The sequence below is a fragment of the Kitasatospora sp. NPDC056273 genome (genome assembly GCF_042268845.1).
Taxonomy (GTDB): domain Bacteria; phylum Actinomycetota; class Actinomycetes; order Streptomycetales; family Streptomycetaceae; genus Kitasatospora.
On record NZ_JBHJSJ010000077.1, the window covers coordinates 1 to 17,090 of the forward strand.

At 73.1% G+C, this 17,090-nt stretch carries 15 protein-coding genes; 14 read left to right on the forward strand and 1 reads right to left on the reverse strand.

Features of this window, described 5'->3' with window-relative positions; genetic code table 11:
- The 4 genes from ACFCY1_RS37960 to ftsH form a co-directional block, all read left to right on the forward strand.
- Window positions 1-2,459 (forward strand): [protein-PII] uridylyltransferase (locus ACFCY1_RS37960; protein WP_375877482.1); only part of this gene is annotated, 2,459 nt, incomplete at its 5' end.
- A 180-nt stretch (window positions 2,460-2,639) separates the two neighbouring features.
- Window positions 2,640-4,205 (forward strand): signal recognition particle protein, encoded by a 1,566-nt coding sequence (gene ffh / locus ACFCY1_RS37965; protein ID WP_049658994.1) that lies wholly within the window; start codon window positions 2,640-2,642, stop codon window positions 4,203-4,205.
- A gap of 77 nt (window positions 4,206-4,282) precedes the next feature.
- Window positions 4,283-4,807 (forward strand): GNAT family N-acetyltransferase, encoded by a 525-nt coding sequence (locus ACFCY1_RS37970; protein ID WP_079271904.1) that lies wholly within the window; start codon window positions 4,283-4,285, stop codon window positions 4,805-4,807.
- Between the two features lie 92 nt (window positions 4,808-4,899).
- Window positions 4,900-6,918 carry an ATP-dependent zinc metalloprotease FtsH gene (ftsH, locus tag ACFCY1_RS37975; RefSeq protein WP_375877483.1) on the forward strand — a complete coding sequence of 673 codons (2,019 nt, stop codon included), beginning with the start codon at window positions 4,900-4,902 and terminating at the stop codon, window positions 6,916-6,918.
- An 82-nt stretch (window positions 6,919-7,000) separates the two neighbouring features.
- On the opposite strand, the gene ACFCY1_RS37980 is transcribed toward ftsH, so the two are convergent.
- The gene (locus tag ACFCY1_RS37980) at window positions 7,001-7,834 is read right to left on the reverse strand and encodes a class I SAM-dependent methyltransferase (RefSeq protein WP_074001520.1); all 834 of its coding nucleotides are present in this window, start codon (window positions 7,832-7,834) and stop codon (window positions 7,001-7,003) included.
- A 189-nt stretch (window positions 7,835-8,023) separates the two neighbouring features.
- On the opposite strand from ACFCY1_RS37980, the gene proS reads away from it, so the two are divergent.
- The 10 genes from proS to lepB (ACFCY1_RS38030) all read left to right on the forward strand — a co-directional run bounded on the left by proS (window position 8,024) and on the right by lepB (ACFCY1_RS38030) (window position 17,060).
- Window positions 8,024-9,436 carry a proline--tRNA ligase gene (gene proS / locus ACFCY1_RS37985; RefSeq protein ID WP_049650399.1) on the forward strand — a complete coding sequence of 471 codons (1,413 nt, stop codon included), beginning with the start codon at window positions 8,024-8,026 and terminating at the stop codon, window positions 9,434-9,436.
- 444 nt (window positions 9,437-9,880) lie between these two features.
- Complete coding sequence (locus ACFCY1_RS37990) at window positions 9,881-10,459, forward strand: hypothetical protein (RefSeq protein ID WP_049650398.1); 579 nt, start codon at window positions 9,881-9,883, stop codon at window positions 10,457-10,459.
- A gap of 466 nt (window positions 10,460-10,925) precedes the next feature.
- Window positions 10,926-11,354 carry a 30S ribosomal protein S16 gene (rpsP, locus tag ACFCY1_RS37995; RefSeq protein WP_049650397.1) on the forward strand — a complete coding sequence of 143 codons (429 nt, stop codon included), beginning with the start codon at window positions 10,926-10,928 and terminating at the stop codon, window positions 11,352-11,354.
- 2 nt (window positions 11,355-11,356) lie between these two features.
- A complete protein-coding gene (locus tag ACFCY1_RS38000; RefSeq protein WP_030056773.1) occupies window positions 11,357-11,596 on the forward strand; it encodes an RNA-binding protein in 240 nt (79 codons plus the stop codon).
- 172 nt (window positions 11,597-11,768) lie between these two features.
- Window positions 11,769-12,341 carry a ribosome maturation factor RimM gene (rimM, locus tag ACFCY1_RS38005; RefSeq protein WP_375877484.1) on the forward strand — a complete coding sequence of 191 codons (573 nt, stop codon included), beginning with the start codon at window positions 11,769-11,771 and terminating at the stop codon, window positions 12,339-12,341.
- A gap of 152 nt (window positions 12,342-12,493) precedes the next feature.
- On the forward strand, window positions 12,494-13,312 hold the full coding sequence (trmD, locus tag ACFCY1_RS38010; RefSeq protein ID WP_375877492.1) for a tRNA (guanosine(37)-N1)-methyltransferase TrmD: 819 nt from the start codon (window positions 12,494-12,496) through the stop codon (window positions 13,310-13,312).
- A 154-nt stretch (window positions 13,313-13,466) separates the two neighbouring features.
- Window positions 13,467-13,817 (forward strand): 50S ribosomal protein L19, encoded by a 351-nt coding sequence (rplS, locus tag ACFCY1_RS38015; RefSeq protein WP_030306736.1) that lies wholly within the window; start codon window positions 13,467-13,469, stop codon window positions 13,815-13,817.
- Window positions 13,818-13,895: 78 nt separating this feature from the next.
- A complete protein-coding gene (gene lepB, locus ACFCY1_RS38020) occupies window positions 13,896-14,813 on the forward strand; it encodes a signal peptidase I (protein ID WP_375877485.1) in 918 nt (305 codons plus the stop codon).
- Window positions 14,797-15,810 carry a signal peptidase I gene (lepB, locus tag ACFCY1_RS38025; RefSeq protein WP_375877486.1) on the forward strand — a complete coding sequence of 338 codons (1,014 nt, stop codon included), beginning with the start codon at window positions 14,797-14,799 and terminating at the stop codon, window positions 15,808-15,810. Before lepB (ACFCY1_RS38020) ends, lepB (ACFCY1_RS38025) begins: the two co-directional genes overlap by 17 nt.
- Window positions 15,811-16,052: 242 nt before the next feature.
- Window positions 16,053-17,060, forward strand: coding sequence for a signal peptidase I (gene lepB / locus ACFCY1_RS38030; protein ID WP_375877487.1), 1,008 nt, complete (start codon window positions 16,053-16,055; stop codon window positions 17,058-17,060).
- Window positions 17,061-17,090 lie beyond the last annotated feature (30 nt).

A 17,090-nucleotide genomic window follows, 5' to 3' on the forward strand; every position in this document is an offset into this window, starting at 1 on the left:
CCGGCGGCAGTGACCCCACACCCACTCCCCCCCCTCCCCCCCCCCCCGACCCCGCGGGCTGCCCCGCCCCGCCCGGCCCCGCCCCCCGCCCGGCCCCCGGCCCGGGCGGCCGCCCCTGCCGCCGGGCGCTCGCCCGGCTCACCGACGACTGGCTGGCCGGGCTGCTCGCGGCCGCCGGCGCCCCGCCCGGCGTCGCGCTGGTCGCGGTCGGCGGCTACGGGCGGGGCGAGCTGTCCCCGCGCAGCGACCTGGACGTCCTGCTGCTGCACGACGGTCCGGTCGCCGGGGAGCTGCCCGAGCGGATCTGGTACCCGGTCTGGGACTCGGGCGCCAGGCTCGACCACGCGGTGCGCACCGTCGCGGAGGCCCGCGCGGTCGCCGCCGCCGACCTCAAGGCCCAGCTCGGCCTGCTGGACGCCCGGCACCTCGCCGGGGACCGGGCGCTCACCGACGCGCTGCGCGCCGCGGTGCTCACCGACTGGCGCGCGAGCGCCCCCGCGCGCCTGCCCGAGCTGCGCGAGCTGGGCCGCGAGCGGGCCGAACGACACGGTGAGCTGTCCTTCCTGCTGGAGCCCGACCTCAAGGAGGCCCGCGGCGGCCTGCGCGACGTCGTGGCGCTGGACGCGATCGCCGCCAGCTGGCTGGCCGACGCGCCCCGGGACGGCCTGGACGACGCCGCGCGGTGGCTGGCCGACGTGCGGGACGCCCTGCACCTGGTCACCGGCCGGGCCACCGACCGGCTCGGCCTCCAGGACCAGGACCAGGTCGCCGAGCGGCTCGGGGTGCTGGACGCCGACACCCTGCTGCGCCGGGTCTACGAGGCCGCCCGCACCGTCGCGTACGCGGGCGACGTCACCTGGCGGGCGGTGGACCGGGTGCTCGCGGCCCGCGGCGGCCGCGGCCGGCGGGTGCGCCGGCTGGGCATCCCGTTCGCCGGCTCCGGACGCGGCTCCGGCGCGGTGGCCCGGGGCGCGGTCGAGCGGCGGCCGCTCGCCGAGGGCGTGGTCGAGCAGGACGGCGAGGCCGTGCTCGCCCAGGGCGCCCGACCGGCCGCCGACCCGGTGCTGCCGCTGCGCGCCGCGGCCGCCGCCGCGCAGAACGGGCTGACCGTCTCGTACGCCACGGTGCGCCGGCTGGCCGCCGAGTGCCGCCCGCTGCCGGTGCCCTGGCCGGACGAGGCGCGCGAGCAGCTGGTCACCCTGCTGGGCGCGGGGGAGTCGGCCGTCCCGGTGTGGGAGGCGCTGGAGGCGGAGGGGCTGGTCCGCCGGCTGATCCCGGACTGGGAGCGGGTGCGCTGCCGTCCGCAGCGCAACGCGGTGCACCGCTGGACGGTGGACCGGCACCTGGTGGAGACGGCGGTGCGGGCCGCCGCGATGACCCGCCGGGTGGCCCGCCCGGACCTGCTGCTGGTCGCCGCGCTGCTGCACGACATCGGCAAGGGCTGGCCGGGGGACCACAGCGAGGCCGGCGAGGTGATCGTCCGCGACCTCGGCGCCCGGATGGGCTTCGGCCCCGAGGACACCGAGACCCTGGCGGTGCTGGTCCGCCACCACCTGATGCTGGTGGACACCGCGACCCGGCGCGATCCGGACGACCCGGCCACCGTCGAGGCGGTCACCAAGGTGGTCGCCACCCTGCCCGAGCTGGAGCTGCTGCACGCGCTCACCGAGGCGGACGCGCTGGCCACCGGCCCGGCCGCGTGGAGCGGCTGGCGGGCCTCGCTGGTGGAGGGCCTGGTGGCCCGGGCGGCGGACCGGCTGGCCGGGGCGGGCACCCCGCCGGCGGAGGGCGCGCCGACCGCCGAGCAGGAGCGGCTCGCGGTCGAGGCCGCCCGGACCGGGCAGCCGGCGCTGTCGCTGCGGGCCCGCTCCGAGGGGGCGGAGCCGGGCGCCGAGCCGATGGGCGTCGAGCTGAACCTGGCCGTCCCGGACCGGCCCGGGCTGCTCGGCACCGCCGCCGGGGTGCTCGCGCTGCACCGGCTGGCCGTCCGCTCGGCCGGGCTGCGCGAGCTGGACCCGGTGGGCGCCGGGCCGGTGCTGCTGCTGTCCTGGCGGGTGGCGGCCGAGTACGGCGAGCTGCCGGAGGCGGCCCGGCTGCGGGCCGACCTGCGCCGGGCGCTGGACGGCTCGCTGGACGTCACCCGCCGCCTCGCCGAGCGGGACGCCGCGGCCCCGCGCCGCCGGGGCATCCCCACCCCGCCGCCGCTGGTCGCGGTGGCGCCCGCGGTGGCCTCGGCGACCGCGACCGTGCTGGAGGTCCGCGCGCACGACGCCCCCGGGCTGCTGCACCGGATCGGCCGGGCGCTGGACGGGGCGGGCGTACGGGTGCGCACCGCGCACGTCTCCACGCTGGGCGCGGAGGCCGTCGACTCGTTCTACCTGACCGACGGGGCGGGCCGTCCGCTGACCGCCCGGCGGGCCGGCGAGGTGGCGGCGGCGGTCCGGGCCGCACTGGGCTGACGCGCCCCGGAGGGCTCCGGCGGCGGGGGCCGTCGGGCCTCGGCGGCGAGGGTGGAGGAGCTCCCGGAACGGGGGTGGAAGAGCTTCGGGAGCAGGGGTGGAGACCGTACCCGGGGCGGCCGGATACCCTGGGGGGCGACGACCGTACCGATTCCGATGCCGCAGAGGACCCGCGACGACGTGTTCGACACCCTTTCCGATCGCCTCGCAGCGACGTTCAAGAACCTCCGGGGCAAGGGCCGCCTGAGCGAGGCGGACATCGACGCCACCGCCCGCGAGATCCGCATCGCGCTGCTGGAGGCGGACGTCGCGCTGCCGGTCGTCCGGGCCTTCATCAAGCAGGTCAAGGAGCGGGCGCTCGGCGTCGAGGTCTCCGGTGCGCTGAACCCGGCGCAGCAGATCATCAAGATCGTCAACGAGGAGCTCATCTCCATCCTCGGTGGCGAGACCCGACGGGTGCGGTTCGCCAAGAGCGGCCCGACGGTGATCATGCTGGCCGGTCTCCAGGGTGCCGGTAAGACCACCCTGGCGGGCAAGCTCGGCCACTGGCTGAAGAAGCAGAAGCACACCCCGCTGCTGGTCGCCTGCGACCTCCAGCGCCCCAACGCGGTCAACCAGCTCCAGGTGGTCGCCGAGCGCGCCGGCGTGGCCTTCTACGGCCCGCAGCCCGGCAACGGCGTCGGCGACCCGGTGCAGGTGGCCAAGGACTCGATCGAGTACGCCAAGCAGAAGCAGTACGACGTCGTCGTCGTCGACACCGCAGGCCGCCTGGGCATCGACGCCGAGCTGATGCAGCAGGCCGCCGACATCCGCGCCGCGGTGAACCCGGACGAGGTCCTGTTCGTCGTCGACGCGATGATCGGCCAGGACGCGGTCACCACCGCGCAGGCCTTCCTCGACGGCGTCGACTTCACCGGCGTGGTGCTCTCCAAGCTCGACGGCGACGCCCGCGGCGGTGCCGCCCTGTCGGTCGCGCACGTCACCGGCCGGCAGATCATGTTCGCCTCCAACGGCGAGAAGGTCGACGACTTCGACGCCTTCCACCCGGACCGGATGGCCTCGCGCATCCTCGGCATGGGTGACGTCCTCTCGCTGATCGAGAAGGCCGAGCAGACCTTCTCGCAGGAGGAGGCGGAGAAGATCGCCGCCAAGCTGCGCGGCGGTCCGAAGCAGTTCACCCTGGACGACTTCCTGTCCCAGCTGGAGCAGGTCCAGAAGATGGGCTCGATCTCCAAGCTGCTCGGCATGCTGCCCGGCATGGGCCAGATCCGGGACCAGATCAACAACATCGACGACAAGGACGTCAACCGGGTCGGCGCGATCATCAAGTCGATGACCCCGACCGAGCGGGCCGAGCCGGAGCTGATCAACGGCTCCCGCCGGGCCCGCATCGCCAAGGGCTCCGGTGTCCAGGTCGGCGAGGTGAAGAACCTGGTCGAGCGGTTCTTCGAGGCCCGCAAGATGATGTCCGCGATGGCCTCCGGCAAGGGCATGCCCGGCATGCCGGGGATCCCGGGCATGGGCGGCGGCGCCAAGAAGTCCGGCAAGAAGGCCCCGCAGGCCAAGGGCAAGCGCAAGAGCGGCAACCCGCTGAAGCGCGCCCAGGAGGAGGCCGCGGCCGCCGAGCGCCGCGCGCTCGGCCCGGGCGCCGGCCAGGGCCCGGCGGACGGCGGCGCGTTCGGCCTCGGCGCGGGCAAGGGCCCGGCCGACTTCGAGCTGCCCAAGGAGTTCAAGGACCTGCTGTAGTCCTCCGACCGGCTCCCGTCGGCCCGTCGTCCGGTGTTTCCGGGCGGCGGGCCGATCGCGTGTCCGATGATGGGGGCATGCGAGTGATGATCAGGGCCCCGAGGGCCGAGGACACGGCCGGGTACGCCGAAGCGGTCCGGCGGTCCGCCGAACACATCGGACGGTGGAACCCGGTCGAACCGGACGGGCTGCCCGACCTGCTGAAGCGCCAGGGGTCCGGGCTGCGCACCTTCCTGATCGTCGACCGGGAGACCGGCGGACTGGTCGGCAAGGTGAACGTCGCCAACATCGTGATGGGCCGGTTCTGCAACGCCTCGCTGGGCTACGACTCGTACGTCCCGTTCAACGGCACCGGGCGGATGACCGAGGGCATGCGGCTGGTCGTGGACCGCTGCTTCGCCCCGCAGACCGCCGACGGGCTCGGGCTGCACCGGCTGGAGATCAACGTGCAGCCGGAGAACGAGCGCTCGATCGCGATGGCCAAGCGGCTGGGCTTCCGGCACGAGGGCTTCACCCCGCGGATGCTGTTCCTCCAGGGGGACTGGCGCGACCACGAGCGGTTCGCGCTGACCGCCGAGGAGTGGCCGGGCGCGACGGCATAGTCGCTGGTGGGAGGGGTCGGCGCGGCCGTCCGGCGGTCCGGGCGCGGCGTTGCGATTGGCCCGCCCGAGCACCTGTCCGTATTGTCCGATGGGTGACCGAACCCGTGCCGCCACGTCAGACCCCCGACCAGCCCTGGCGTTCGGAGGGCGCCCCGCCCCCGCCGCCGCCCAAGCGCCGGATGCCCGGGGGCTGGGTGGGCCTCGCCCTCACCGCCCTCGTGGTGTTCCTGATCTCGGACCTGCTGCTGTCCTTCTTCGGCCCCGCCGGTGCCACCACGATCTCGTACACCGAGTTCAACAACCAGCTGAACAAGGGCAACATCACCAAGATCTACGCCAAGGGCGACGCGATCGAGGGCACCCTCAAGAGCGCCCAGCCCAAGCCGGACGGCGGCAAGGGCGACTACACCGAGTTCGACACCCAGCGGCCCTCCTTCGCGGGCGACAACCTCTGGACCACCCTGCAGCAGCAGGGCGTCGAGGTCACCGCCACCTCGCCGGTCCAGCAGCGCAGCTTCCTCACCAACCTGCTGATCTCGCTCGCCCCGATGCTGCTGCTGATCTTCATCTGGGTGCTGCTCGCCCGCCGGATGGCCGGCGGGCTCGGCGGCGGACCGCTCGGCCGCAAGGCCCCGCCGAAGCCGGTCACCGCCGAGGAGGGCAAGCGCACCACCTTCGCCGACGTGGCCGGCATCGACGAGGTCGAGGCCGAACTCACCGAGGTCGTCGACTACTTGAAGAACCCCGAGCGGTACCGCAGGCTCGGCGCCAAGATGCCGCGCGGCGTACTGCTGAGCGGCCCGCCCGGAACCGGCAAGACCCTGCTGGCCCGGGCCGTGGCCGGCGAGGCGAACGTGCCGTTCTTCTCCGCCTCCGCCTCCGAGTTCATCGAGATGATCGTCGGCGTCGGCGCCAGCCGGGTCCGCGAGCTGTTCGCCGAGGCCCGCAAGGTCGCCCCGGCGATCATCTTCATCGACGAGATCGACACCATCGGCCGCCAGCGCGGCGCCGGCGGCGGCATGGGCGGGCACGACGAGCGCGAGCAGACCCTCAACCAGATCCTCACCGAGATGGACGGCTTCAGCGGCTCCGAGGGCGTCATCGTGATCGCCGCGACCAACCGGGCGGACGTGCTCGACCCGGCCCTGCTGCGCCCCGGCCGCTTCGACCGGCGGATCACCGTCAGCCCGCCCGACCGGGAGGGCCGCGCGGCGATCCTGCGCATCCACAGCCGCAGCGTCCCGCTGGCGGGCGACACCGACCTCAACCAGCTGGCCAAGGTCACGCCGGGGATGACCGGCGCCGAACTCGCCAACCTGGTCAACGAGGCCGCGCTGCTGGCCGTCAAGCGCAAGCAGGACGCGGTCAACGAGCGGGACCTCTCGGACGCGCTGGAGAAGGTCCAGCTCGGCGCGGTGCGGCCGCTGGTGATGCCGCAGGAGGAGCGCGAGCGGACGGCGTACCACGAGAGCGGGCACGCGCTGCTGGGCATGCTCCAGCCCGGCGCGGACCCGGTCCGCAAGATCACCATCGTGCCGCGCGGCCGGGCGCTCGGCGTCACGCTCTCCACCCCGGAGAACGACCGCTACTCGTACACCGAGCCGTACCTGCGCGGCCGGATCATCGGCGCGCTCGGCGGCATGGCGGCCGAGCAGGTGGTCTACGGGGTGATCACCACCGGTGCGGAGAGCGACCTGGAGCAGGTCACCAGCATCGCCCGCGGGATGGCCGGACGCTGGGGGATGAGCGAGCGGGTCGGCCGGCTCACCGCGGTGCCCTCCGACCCGCAGGGCGCGTACGGGCTCTCCGCCGCGCCGACCACCCTGGACGCGGTGGACGAGGAGGCGCGGCGGATCGTCTCCGAGTGCTACGACGACGCGGTGCGGATCCTGACCGAGCAGCGGCACCGGCTGGACGCGCTGGCGGCGGCGCTGCTGGAGGCGGAGACGCTGGACGAGGCGGCGGCGTACCGGGCGGCGGGGGTGCCGCGGGAGGGCTCCGAGGGGGCCGACGGGGCCGACGGGGCCGACGGGCCTGCCGGCGGGTCCGGCGGGCCTGGTGGGTCCGACGGCGCTGACGGGGCCGACGGGAAGTCGATCGACCGGGCGTGAAGCCGGGGGCCGGGGGCGCTCGCCATGGTGGCGGGCGCCCCCGGTTTTTCGTCCCCGCTCTTCCTCGGCCTCCTCGTCCCGCCTAGCGCGACCGTTCGGCGACCAGGTAGCGGAACAGGTTCTCCATCCGTACCGAGCCGTCCGCGCGCAGGTACGGCTGGAGCACCTCCTCCAGCTCCTTGGCCACCAGCGAGGCCCCGGAGAACTCCTCGGCCGGCTCGAACAGGCCGGTGGAGAGCAGCCCGCGCACCGCGCTGTCGAGGTCGGCGTAGGCGAACGGGCAGCTCACCCGGCCGCTGCCGGCCGGACGCAGGCCGGCCGGGGCCAGCAGGTCCTCCAGCGCGCCGGGCGCGCTCAGCTCGAACGGGTCGCGCGCGGTGGTCCGGCCCGCCATCCGCCGGGCCACGTCCAGCACCGGGGCGCTCTCGCAGCGCTCCGGCGGGCCCCAGGCGGCCAGCACCACGTGCCCGCCCGGGAGGGTGAGCCGGGCGGCCTCGGCGACCACCGGCCCGGCGTCGGCGGCCCCGGGCAGCTGCTCGAAAACCGTCACCAGCGAATGGGCCGAGCGGGCGACGGCCGCCGACGTCCGGGGCCCCGCGCACACCCGCAGCCGGCGATCGTGGGCCAGCTCGCGCAGCTCGTCCCGCGGCTCCTGCCCGGAGACCTGGGCGCCCCGGCCGGCCGCGAGCAGCAGGGCCAGCCCGGAGCGGCAGCCCAGGCCCAGCACGCTGCTCGCCGGGCCGACCTCCAGCCGGTCGTAGACCGCCTCGTAGAGCGGCACCAGCATGCGTTCCTGGATCTCCGCCCAGTCGCGCGCCCGCGCGGGGCGGGCCGCCCCGGTCCGCGGGTGGTGCGGGCGTGCGCCCGTCGGTCGTGCGGTCGTGCCGGTCGTGCCGGTCGTGCGAGCTGAAGCCATGGCGGCCTCCCATCCGGTCCTTCGGTGCGCTGCTACGGCTCCCCCAAAGTCCCGCCCCACACCAGCGAACAGCGGGTCGGGCCCGGCGTCCAGAGGGGTGCAGGGTGGTGCGCGCGTGTCGCGGTGGTGCGCCCCCGCCCGGTGATACCGATTCGAAACCGGGGCCCCGGGCCCCGTACCATTCGCCCCATGGCTAAGGCACCCGTTCTCACCCCTCAGGCGGAAGACTTCCCGCGCTGGTACCAGGACCTCATCAACAAGGCCGAGCTGGCCGACAACGGTCCGGTGCGCGGCACCATGGTCATCCGACCGTACGGCTACGGCCTGTGGGAGCGGATGCAGCAGGAGATGGACGCGCGGATCAAGAAGGCCGGCGCGCAGAACGCCTACTTCCCGATGTTCATCCCGCAGTCCTACCTGACCAAGGAGGCCGAGCACGTCGAGGGCTTCGCCCCCGAGCTCGCGGTGGTCACCCACGGCGGCGGCAAGCAGCTGGAGGAGCCGGTCGTCGTCCGGCCGACCTCCGAGACGATCATCAACGAGTACTTCTCGAAGTGGGTGCAGAGCCACCGCGACCTGCCCCTGCTGATCAACCAGTGGGCCAACGTGGTCCGTTGGGAGCTCCGCCCGCGCGTCTTCCTGCGCACCACCGAGTTCCTCTGGCAGGAGGGCCACACCGCCCACGCCACCTACGAGGACGCCCGCGAGTACGCCTCGATGATCCACACCCAGGTCTACGGCGACTTCATGACGAACGTGCTCGGCATCGACGTCGTGCTCGGCCGCAAGACCGCCAAGGAGCGCTTCGCCGGCGCCATCAACACCCTCACCCTCGAGGGCATGATGGGCGACGGCAAGGCGCTGCAGATGGGCACCAGCCACGAGCTGGGCCAGAACTTCGCCAAGGCGTTCAACACCACGTACCAGCTGCAGGGCGCCGAGCGCGAGTACGTCTGGCAGACCTCCTGGGGCGTCTCGACCCGCATGGTCGGCGGCCTGATCATGTCCCACGGCGACGACAACGGCCTGCGGGTGCCCCCGCGCCTGGCCGCCGTCCAGGCCGTCGTGCTCGCGATCAAGGGCGACGACGCGGTCATCGCCAAGGTCCGCGAGATCGGCGCCCAGCTGGAGGCCGTCGGCATCCGGGTCGTGGTCGACGACCGCACCGACACCCCGTTCGGCCGCCGTGCCGTCGACTGGGAGCTCAAGGGCGTCCCGCTGCGCATCGAGGTCGGCCCGCGCGACCTGGAGAACGGCACCGCGATGCTGGCCCGCCGCATCCCGGGCGGCAAGGAGCCGGTCTCCATCGACGCCCTGGCCGCGCTGCTCCCGGGCGTGCTGGAGGAGGACCAGGCGCTGCTGCTGCGCCAGTCCCGCGAGCGCCGCGAGTCCCGCACGGTCGACGTCAAGACCATCGACGAGGCCATCGAGGCCGCCGCGACCGGCTGGGGCCGGATCTCCTGGGCCGACCTCGGCGCGGAGGGCGAGGCCAAGCTGGCCGAGCAGGGCGTCACGGTCCGCTGCATCGTCGCGGCCGACGGCTCGGTGCCGCTGGCGGACGACCAGGAAGGCAATGTCGCGCTCGTCGCCCGGGCGTACTGACATCCGTTCGGTGTTCGGTGGATGTCCGGTGGATGTCCGCCGGGCGCCGGTCGCCCACGGGTAATGACCGGCACCGGCGACATTTGCCCGGAATGCGGATGGGTAAGAATCCGGTAACTGTTCCGGTGCGTCCCCGCGGGGGACATCCCTACTGGCCGGTCAACTCCCGGTATTAACCGAATAGCGGTACGGTGTACGGCCCGTGGCCCTGTCAATCCGGCAGGCCCACGGGCCGTACGTCCTGGGTGGCGACAGCCCGCCCCCCGGACGGAATTCATCAGGCCCGCCGACGTTGCGACGGGCCCAAACCGGCAGGGGGTTGGTCTTGCGTCAGATCCGGAACGCGCAATTCGCGCGCGGCCTCGCATTCCTGGGAGTTCCCTGTGAATTCCCCGGGAACGAGAACATGCGGAACATCGGCTCGCACTCCATCGTTGGTCTAGCGTGAGCACGACACAGCCCCTCGTTCTCGCGGCCGAACTGGCCGCCGCCTGGAGTGACATCCAGGCCTACCACCAGGACCTTCCCGATCTGGCCTCGCCCGAGGCCCTGATCGGCGAGTCCTCCTCGGCCTGCGGGACGCGGCTCGGTTTCGAGCGCCTCCTCCACGAGGCCGCCCACGGTCTGGCCGCGGCCCGGGACATCCGGGACACCTCGCGCGCCGGCCGCTACCACAACCGGCGCTTCCTGATGCTCGCTTCCGAGCTGGGCCTGGCGCACCCGGTCGAGCCGCACGCGAGCAGCGGCTTCTCCCAGGTGACCATGCTCAAGGAGACCCAGGAGCGGTACGCCGAGACCATCGAACGCCTGGACCGTGCCCTCGGGGCGCACCAGGAGGCGGTGGCCGGCGACGGCGCGACGCGCGCCTTCCGCGGTCCGGCGGCCCGGCACGGCTCCTCCGGGGGCGGCGTGCGGGTCAAGGCGGTCTGCGGGTGCGGGCGAAACGTCCGGGTCGTTCCCTCGGTGCTCGCGCAGGCGTCCATCGTCTGCGGCGCGTGCCAGCAGCCGTTCAAGATCGCTTAAGTCGCTCACGCCGCTCACGTCGCTTGAGCGGTCGACGTCCCGACGGGCTGCTGTGCGGGCAGCGGTCCGGCCGGATGGGCGGCGCGGAGCGGAGTGGAGCGGTACGGGCGGTGCACGCGGGGCCGGCGGTACCGGCAGCGGCGGCAGCGCCGAGTGAGCGGTGACGGGCGGTAGCAGTACAGGCGATACAGGCCGTACGAGCAGTACGGAACGAGCGGTACAGCAGGACAGCGGTGATGTCTTCGGGTTGGACCGGGAGCGGGGGCTCCCGGTCGAGCCCTGACCGGGTGCCCGGTCCCGCGTACAGGCGGTTCTCGCCGATGTGGCAGAATGGACAGCTGAGTACTCGGCAGCCGAGCAGGACCCCTCTCTCCTACGGCTGGCGTGTCCCTTGAACGGTCCGCCCCGCAACCCCACGCGACGGCGAGCCCGCTCACCCACGTCAACACCAGGAGAATCCACTCCCGTGGCAGTCAAGATCAAGCTGAAGCGTCTCGGCAAGATTCGCTCCCCGCACTACCGCATCGTCGTCGCCGACGCCCGCACCAAGCGTGACGGTCGCGCGATCGAGGAGATCGGCATCTACCAGCCGACCTACAACCCCTCGAAGATCGAGGTCGACAGCGACCGCGCCCAGTACTGGCTGTCCGTCGGCGCCCAGCCGACCGAGCCGGTGCTCGCCATCCTGAAGCTGACCGGCGACTGGCAGAAGTTCAAGGGCCTGCCGGCTCCGGCTCCGCTGCTCGTTGCCGAGCCGAAGGTCGAGGACTTCTCGCACCTGTTCGCGAAGGCCGTCGCCGGCTTCGAGGACGCCACCACCGGTGTCGCCATCACCCCGAAGGCCAAGAAGTCGGACAAGGCCGAGGCCGAGTCCGACGCCGCCGCCGAGGCCTGATCGTGATCGAGGACGCCCTCGACCACCTGGTGAAGGGCATCGTCGAGCACCCCGACGAGGTGCAGGTGCGCTCGCGCAACCTGCGTCGGGGGAACACCATCGAGGTGCGAGTGCACCCCGATGACCTCGGCAAGGTGATCGGCCGGGGCGGCCGTACGGCGCGCGCTCTGCGCACCGTGGTCGGCGCCCTCGGCGGTCGCAACGTCCGGGTCGACCTGGTCGACGTGGACAACATTCGCTGACGCCGCTGCTCGTTCAGCCGTCAGGGCTTGTGAGGCCGACCGGGACGCATGTCGTCCCGGTCGGCCTTTCGCATTTCCATCAGCATTTCCGTCGCTTCATGGCTTAGCAGTCCGTCGCTTCGCAGCCCGTCGCTTTTCGTTGCGGCTCAGGAACTCCAGGAGAACGATCACCGTGCAGCTCGTCGTCGGCAAGATCGGCCGTGCCCACGGCATCAGGGGGGACGTCAGTGTCGAGGTCCGCACCGACGAGCCGGAACTCCGGCTCGGCCCCGGTGCCGTCCTGCTCACCGACCCCGGCTCGACCGGACCGCTGACCGTCGAGTCCGGCCGGGTGCACAGCGGCCGGCTGCTGCTGCGCTTCGCCGGCGTCAAGGACCGCAACGCGGCCGAGGCCCTCCGCGGCACCGTGCTCATCTCCGAGGTCGACCCGGAGGAGAGCCCCGAGGACCCGGAGGAGTACTACGACCACCAGCTGATCGGCCTGGACGTGGTGCTGCTGGACGGCACCCCGGTCGGCGAGCTGACCGAGATCGTCCACCTGCCCTACCAGGACCTGCTCACGGTCAAGAAGGCCGACGGGACGGAGGTGCTGGTGCCCTTCGTCAGCCAGATCGTGCCGACCATCGACCTGGAGAACCAGCGCGCCGTGATCACCCCGCCGCCCGGGCTGATCGACATGGAGCAGGCCGAGGTCGCGGGGACCTCCTCGGCCGAGCGCGGCGAGGACTCGGAGGAGTCGGAGTGACCGTCGAGGAGCGCGCCGGGGCGGGTGTCGAGGTCGGCGCCGAGGTCGGTGTCGGGGCCGGTGTCGGGGTTGGCGCCGATGCGGCGTCGAGCGGTGCGGTGTCGACTGGTGCGGCGCCCGGCGGCGCGGTGTCCGGCGGGGTGCAGAGCGGCATGCGGATCGACGTCGTCACGATCTTCCCGGAGTACCTGGAGCCGCTGGACGTCTCGCTGGTCGGCAAGGCCCGCGCCCGCGGGCAGCTGGACGTGCACGTCCACGACCTGCGCGGATGGACCCACGACGTGCACCGCACGGTCGACGACAGCCCGTACGGCGGCGGCCCCGGCATGGTGATGAAGCCCGAGCCGTGGGGCGAGGCGCTGGACGCGGTGGTCGCCGGCGGCCCCGAGGGCCAGGTGCCCACCCTGGTCGTGCCGACCCCGAGCGGGCGCCCGTTCACCCAGGAGCTCGCCCAGGAACTGGCCGGGCGCCCCTGGCTGGCCTTCACCCCCGCCCGGTACGAGGGCATCGACCGCCGGGTGATCGAGGAAGCCGCCACCCGGATGCCGGTGGTCGAGGCCTCGATCGGCGACTACGTGCTGGCCGGCGGCGAGGTCGCCGTGCTGGTGATGGTCGAGGCGATCGCCCGACTGCTGCCCGGAGTGCTCGGCAACGCCGAGTCCCACCGCGACGACTCGTTCGCGCCGGGCGCGATGGCCGACCTGCTGGAGGGCCCGGTCTACACCAAGCCCGCCGAGTGGCGCGGCCGTACGGTGCCGGACGTGCTGCTCAGCGGCAACCACGGCAAGATCGCCCGCTGGCGCCGCGAGCAGGCCTTCGCCCGGACCCTGGCGAACCGGCCCGACCTGGTCGAGCGCTGGCAGTACGGCGCCTTCGACAAGAAGGAGCGCGAGGCGCTGAGCATCCTCGGCCTGGCCTGGGACGAGGGGCTCGGCCGATTTCGGTCCACGGCCGTTGATGTGGAAGAATAGGCGGCTGCTGTCTGTCGCTGGTTCCCTCCTGTAGGGGACACGTGGACCGGCGCCCTCGCCACGGGGGGATCGCCGTCAGCCGATGCGGCCCGCAGCGAACCCCATTGTGACGATTTTCCGTGGGCGGCCCGTGGCGCCTGCGATGGAGAGCAACATGAGCAACAAGCTCGCTGCTGTCGACGCGGCCTCGCTGCGTAGCGACATCCCGGCCTTCCGCGCCGGTGACACCCTGAAGGTTCACGTCCGGGTCATCGAGGGCAACCGCTCCCGTGTCCAGGTCTTCCAGGGCGTCGTCATCCGCCGCCACGGCGCCGGCATCGGTGAGACCTTCACCGTTCGCAAGGTCAGCTTCAACGTCGGCGTGGAGCGCACCTTCCCGGTGCACACCCCGGTCGTCGAGAAGATCGAGGTCGTGACCCGCGGTGCGGTTCGCCGCGCCAAGCTGTACTACCTGCGTGACCTCCGCGGCAAGGCCGCGAAGATCAAGGAGAAGCGCGACCGCTGATCCACCGGCCCCCGGCCTCGCCGGGGGATCGGAACGCTCTGAGGGGGCCGAGTGGCCGCAAGGTAAGCTCACCCCCCGATGAGCACGCACGAACCACCCGCGGACCGCGACGGCAGTCCCGCACCCACCGGTGCGGACTCGCTGTCGCGGTCCGCGGTCGTTTCCGGGGGTGGCGTCGTCGGCGCGGAGCGCGCCGACGGGCCTGAGCACGCTGAGGTACTGGAGCAGGCCGAGGGCCCGGAGCGGACCGGCGGCTCCGGCGGCGACGGCTCGGACGAGTCGGACGGGTCGGACGGGTCTGACCAGGACGAGGAGCCCGGGCGCTCGCGTTCGCGGGACCTGCTGCTGTTGGTCGGGATCTGCCTGACGGCCCTGCTGCTGGCGAACGCCTTCGTCGCGCGTCCCTTCTCGGTGCCCTCCGGGTCGATGGAGGAGACCCTGCGCCCCGGCGACCGGCTGGTCGCGTACCAGCTCGCCTACGCCTTCGGCGGCCATCCCCAGCGGGGCGACGTCGTGGTCTTCGACGGGAGGGGCTCCTTCCTCCGCGAGTCGGCGAAGCCACCCACGTTCTGGGACGGCCTGCGCTCGTTCGCCCAGGACCTCGGGCTGGCCCCGGCCGGGGACACCGTCTACGTCAAGCGCGTGATCGGCGTCGGCGGGGACCGGGTGACCAGCACCGGGCCGGGCGCGCCGATCACCGTCAACGGCGTGCCGATCGACGAGACCTCCTACCTGTCCCCGGGCGACGACCCGTCGAGCGTGGCCTTCGACATCGTCGTGCCGGCCGGCAAGCTGTGGGTGATGGGCGACCACCGCAGCGCCTCCCGGGACTCCCGCGACCACCTCGGCGATCCCGGTGGCGGCTTCGTGCCCGAGAAGAAGGTGATCGGCCGGGCGGACTGGGTGGTCTACCCGTTCTCGCGCTGGACCAGCCTGGACCGGCCCGCGGCCTTCGCCGCGACTGCGGGGACAGGCGGTCATGGGGACCAGGGGTAGGGGGCGGCTCGACGACCGCCCGGCTGCCGGAGGCCCGACTGGCCCGACTGCGGGGGGACCGGCCGCAGGGGGTCCGGCTACGGCCGGTCCGGTGCGCGGTGGACCGGGGGAGGACGGTGCGGCAGGCCGTGGACCGGCCGGGGCCCCGTCGGCGCGCGGCCGGGCCGAGCGCCGTCGCAGTGCCCGCAAGGCCGCCCGTCGGCGCAAGCGCTCGCTGGTCCGCGAAGTGCCCATGATCGTCCTGGTGGCCCTGCTGGTGGCGCTGGTGATGAAGACCTTCCTGGTCCAGGTGTTCGTGATCCCCTCGGGTTCGATGGAGCAGACCATCCTGATCGGGGACCGGGTACTGGTGGACAAGCTGACCCCCTGGTTCGGCAGTGAGCCGCAGCGCGGCGACATCGTGGTGTTCAAGGACCCGGGCGGCTGGCTGGAGCGCGACCGCAAGCCGTCCGAGGACGGCCCGGTGCTGGGTGCGGCCAAGCAGGTGCTGACCTTCGTCGGACTGCTGCCCTCCGACAACGAGCAGGACCTGATCAAGCGGGTGATCGGCGTCGGCGGGGACACCGTCGAGTGCTGCGACGCGCAGGGGCGCCTGAGCGTCAACGGCCACCCGGTGGAGGAGTCCTACCTCGCGCCCGGCAACCCGCCGTCCCGGCAGGCCTTCAGGATCCAGGTGCCGCAGGGGCGGCTGTGGGTCATGGGTGACCACCGGGACGTCTCCGCCGACTCCCGTTTCCACATGGGCAATCCGGGACAGGGGACGATCCCGCTGAGCGGCGTGGTCGGTCGCGCGTTCGTGACCGCCTGGCCGCTGAACCGCTTCCATCAACTCGATGCGCCCGGTTCACTCTCCTCTCTCGCCCGGATGCCGCAGGCCGGCGGAACTGCCGCGGGATCGGTGGGCGTTGGGCCGGTTCCTGCGGAACCGCCGCTCGTTATGGGGGTGTTGGGCATCCTTCCGCTCGTCGTTCGCCGGTCGGGGCGGCCTCCGGAGTGAGCCGCACCGGCCGCCGACCGGACGGGCCTCGCGTGTGGGACCGCGAGCCGGATGCCTTGGAGTGATAGAGAAGTGCAGGTGCGGCCGGGAGTGGTCCTGGTCGCGGGCCGAGGCTGTGCTGGTGTCAGGGGAGTCCGCGGTGGGCAGCCCTGAGGCGTTCATGGTCGTGGTGAGCGTGGTGCCCGCTGTGCGGCACTCTGAGCGCGGGCGCGCGGGCGTCCGCACAGCAGGGAGGAGACGTTGTGGGGGATTTGGTGATCGGCGCCCGATCAGGCGCCGGAGAGCCCGAGGGCCCAGGCCGTCGGGCGGACCGGTCCACCGAGTCCGCGGCCTCCTCGGCCTCGGTCGAGGACGCGGCGGCGCAGACCGCCGACGGGCAGGGCGGTGCCGGGTCGGAGGACTCCCCGGGCTCCCAGCACGCGGAGGCCGAGCCCGCGGACGGCTCGGAGTCGGAGGCTCCGTCCAAGCCGCGCAAGCAGCGCTCGTTCTGGAAGGAACTGCCGATCCTGGTCGGCATCGCGCTCATCCTCGCGCTGGTGATCAAGACGTTCTTCGTCCAGGCGTTCTCCATTCCGTCGGAATCGATGCAGAACACGCTGCAGGTCGGCGACCGCGTCCTGGTCGACAAGCTGACCCCGTGGTTCGGGGCCGAACCCGAGCGCGGTGAGGTCGTGGTGTTCCACGACCCGGGCGGCTGGCTGAGCGACGAGCCGACCCAGCAGAGCAGCAACTCCTTCCTCCGCGGTGTGCAGGACGTGCTCAGCTTCGTCGGCCTGATGCCCTCCGCCAACGAGAAGGACCTGATCAAGCGGGTCATCGCGGTCGGCGGGGACACCGTCGAGTGCGAGGGCGAGGGGCCGGTCAAGGTCAACGGCGTCGCGCTCAACGAGCCGTACGTCTACCAGGGCAACACCCCGTGCGGCGACCACCCCTTCGGCCCGGTCAAGGTGCCCAAGGACCGGATCTGGGTCATGGGCGACCACCGCGCCAACTCGCTGGACTCCCGTTTCCACATGGACCAGCCGGGCGGCGGCACCGTCCCGGTGGACAACGTGATCGGGCGTGCCTTCGTGGTGGCTTGGCCGGTCGGCCACTGGTCGACGCTGCCGGTGCCGGACACCTTCGACCAGAAGGGCCTGGCGGCGGCCGCGCCGATGGCGCCCCCCGTGGCCGGTGCGGTGGGGGCCGTCGCCCTGCTCCCGCTGGTGCGGCGGGTGCGTGGCCGGGCGGAGAGCCGCAAGGAGTCCTGAGCTCCACCGGATCGTGTTCCGCCGGGTTGG

What these genes read in the sequence shown, in the direction of transcription:
- ACFCY1_RS37970 (WP_079271904.1), top strand. Translation starts at nt 4,283, where the DNA reads ATGCGAGTGATGATCAGGGCCCCGAGGGCCGAGGACACGGCCGGGTAC.
- lepB (WP_375877485.1), top strand. Translation starts at nt 13,896, where the DNA reads ATGAGCACGCACGAACCACCCGCGGACCGCGACGGCAGTCCCGCACCC.
- lepB (WP_375877486.1), top strand. Translation starts at nt 14,797, where the DNA reads ATGGGGACCAGGGGTAGGGGGCGGCTCGACGACCGCCCGGCTGCCGGA.
- ACFCY1_RS37980 (WP_074001520.1), bottom strand. Translation starts at nt 7,834, where the DNA reads ATGGCTTCAGCTCGCACGACCGGCACGACCGGCACGACCGCACGACCG.
- proS (WP_049650399.1), top strand. Translation starts at nt 8,024, where the DNA reads ATGGCTAAGGCACCCGTTCTCACCCCTCAGGCGGAAGACTTCCCGCGC.
- trmD (WP_375877492.1), top strand. Translation starts at nt 12,494, where the DNA reads ATGCGGATCGACGTCGTCACGATCTTCCCGGAGTACCTGGAGCCGCTG.
- rplS (WP_030306736.1), top strand. Translation starts at nt 13,467, where the DNA reads ATGAGCAACAAGCTCGCTGCTGTCGACGCGGCCTCGCTGCGTAGCGAC.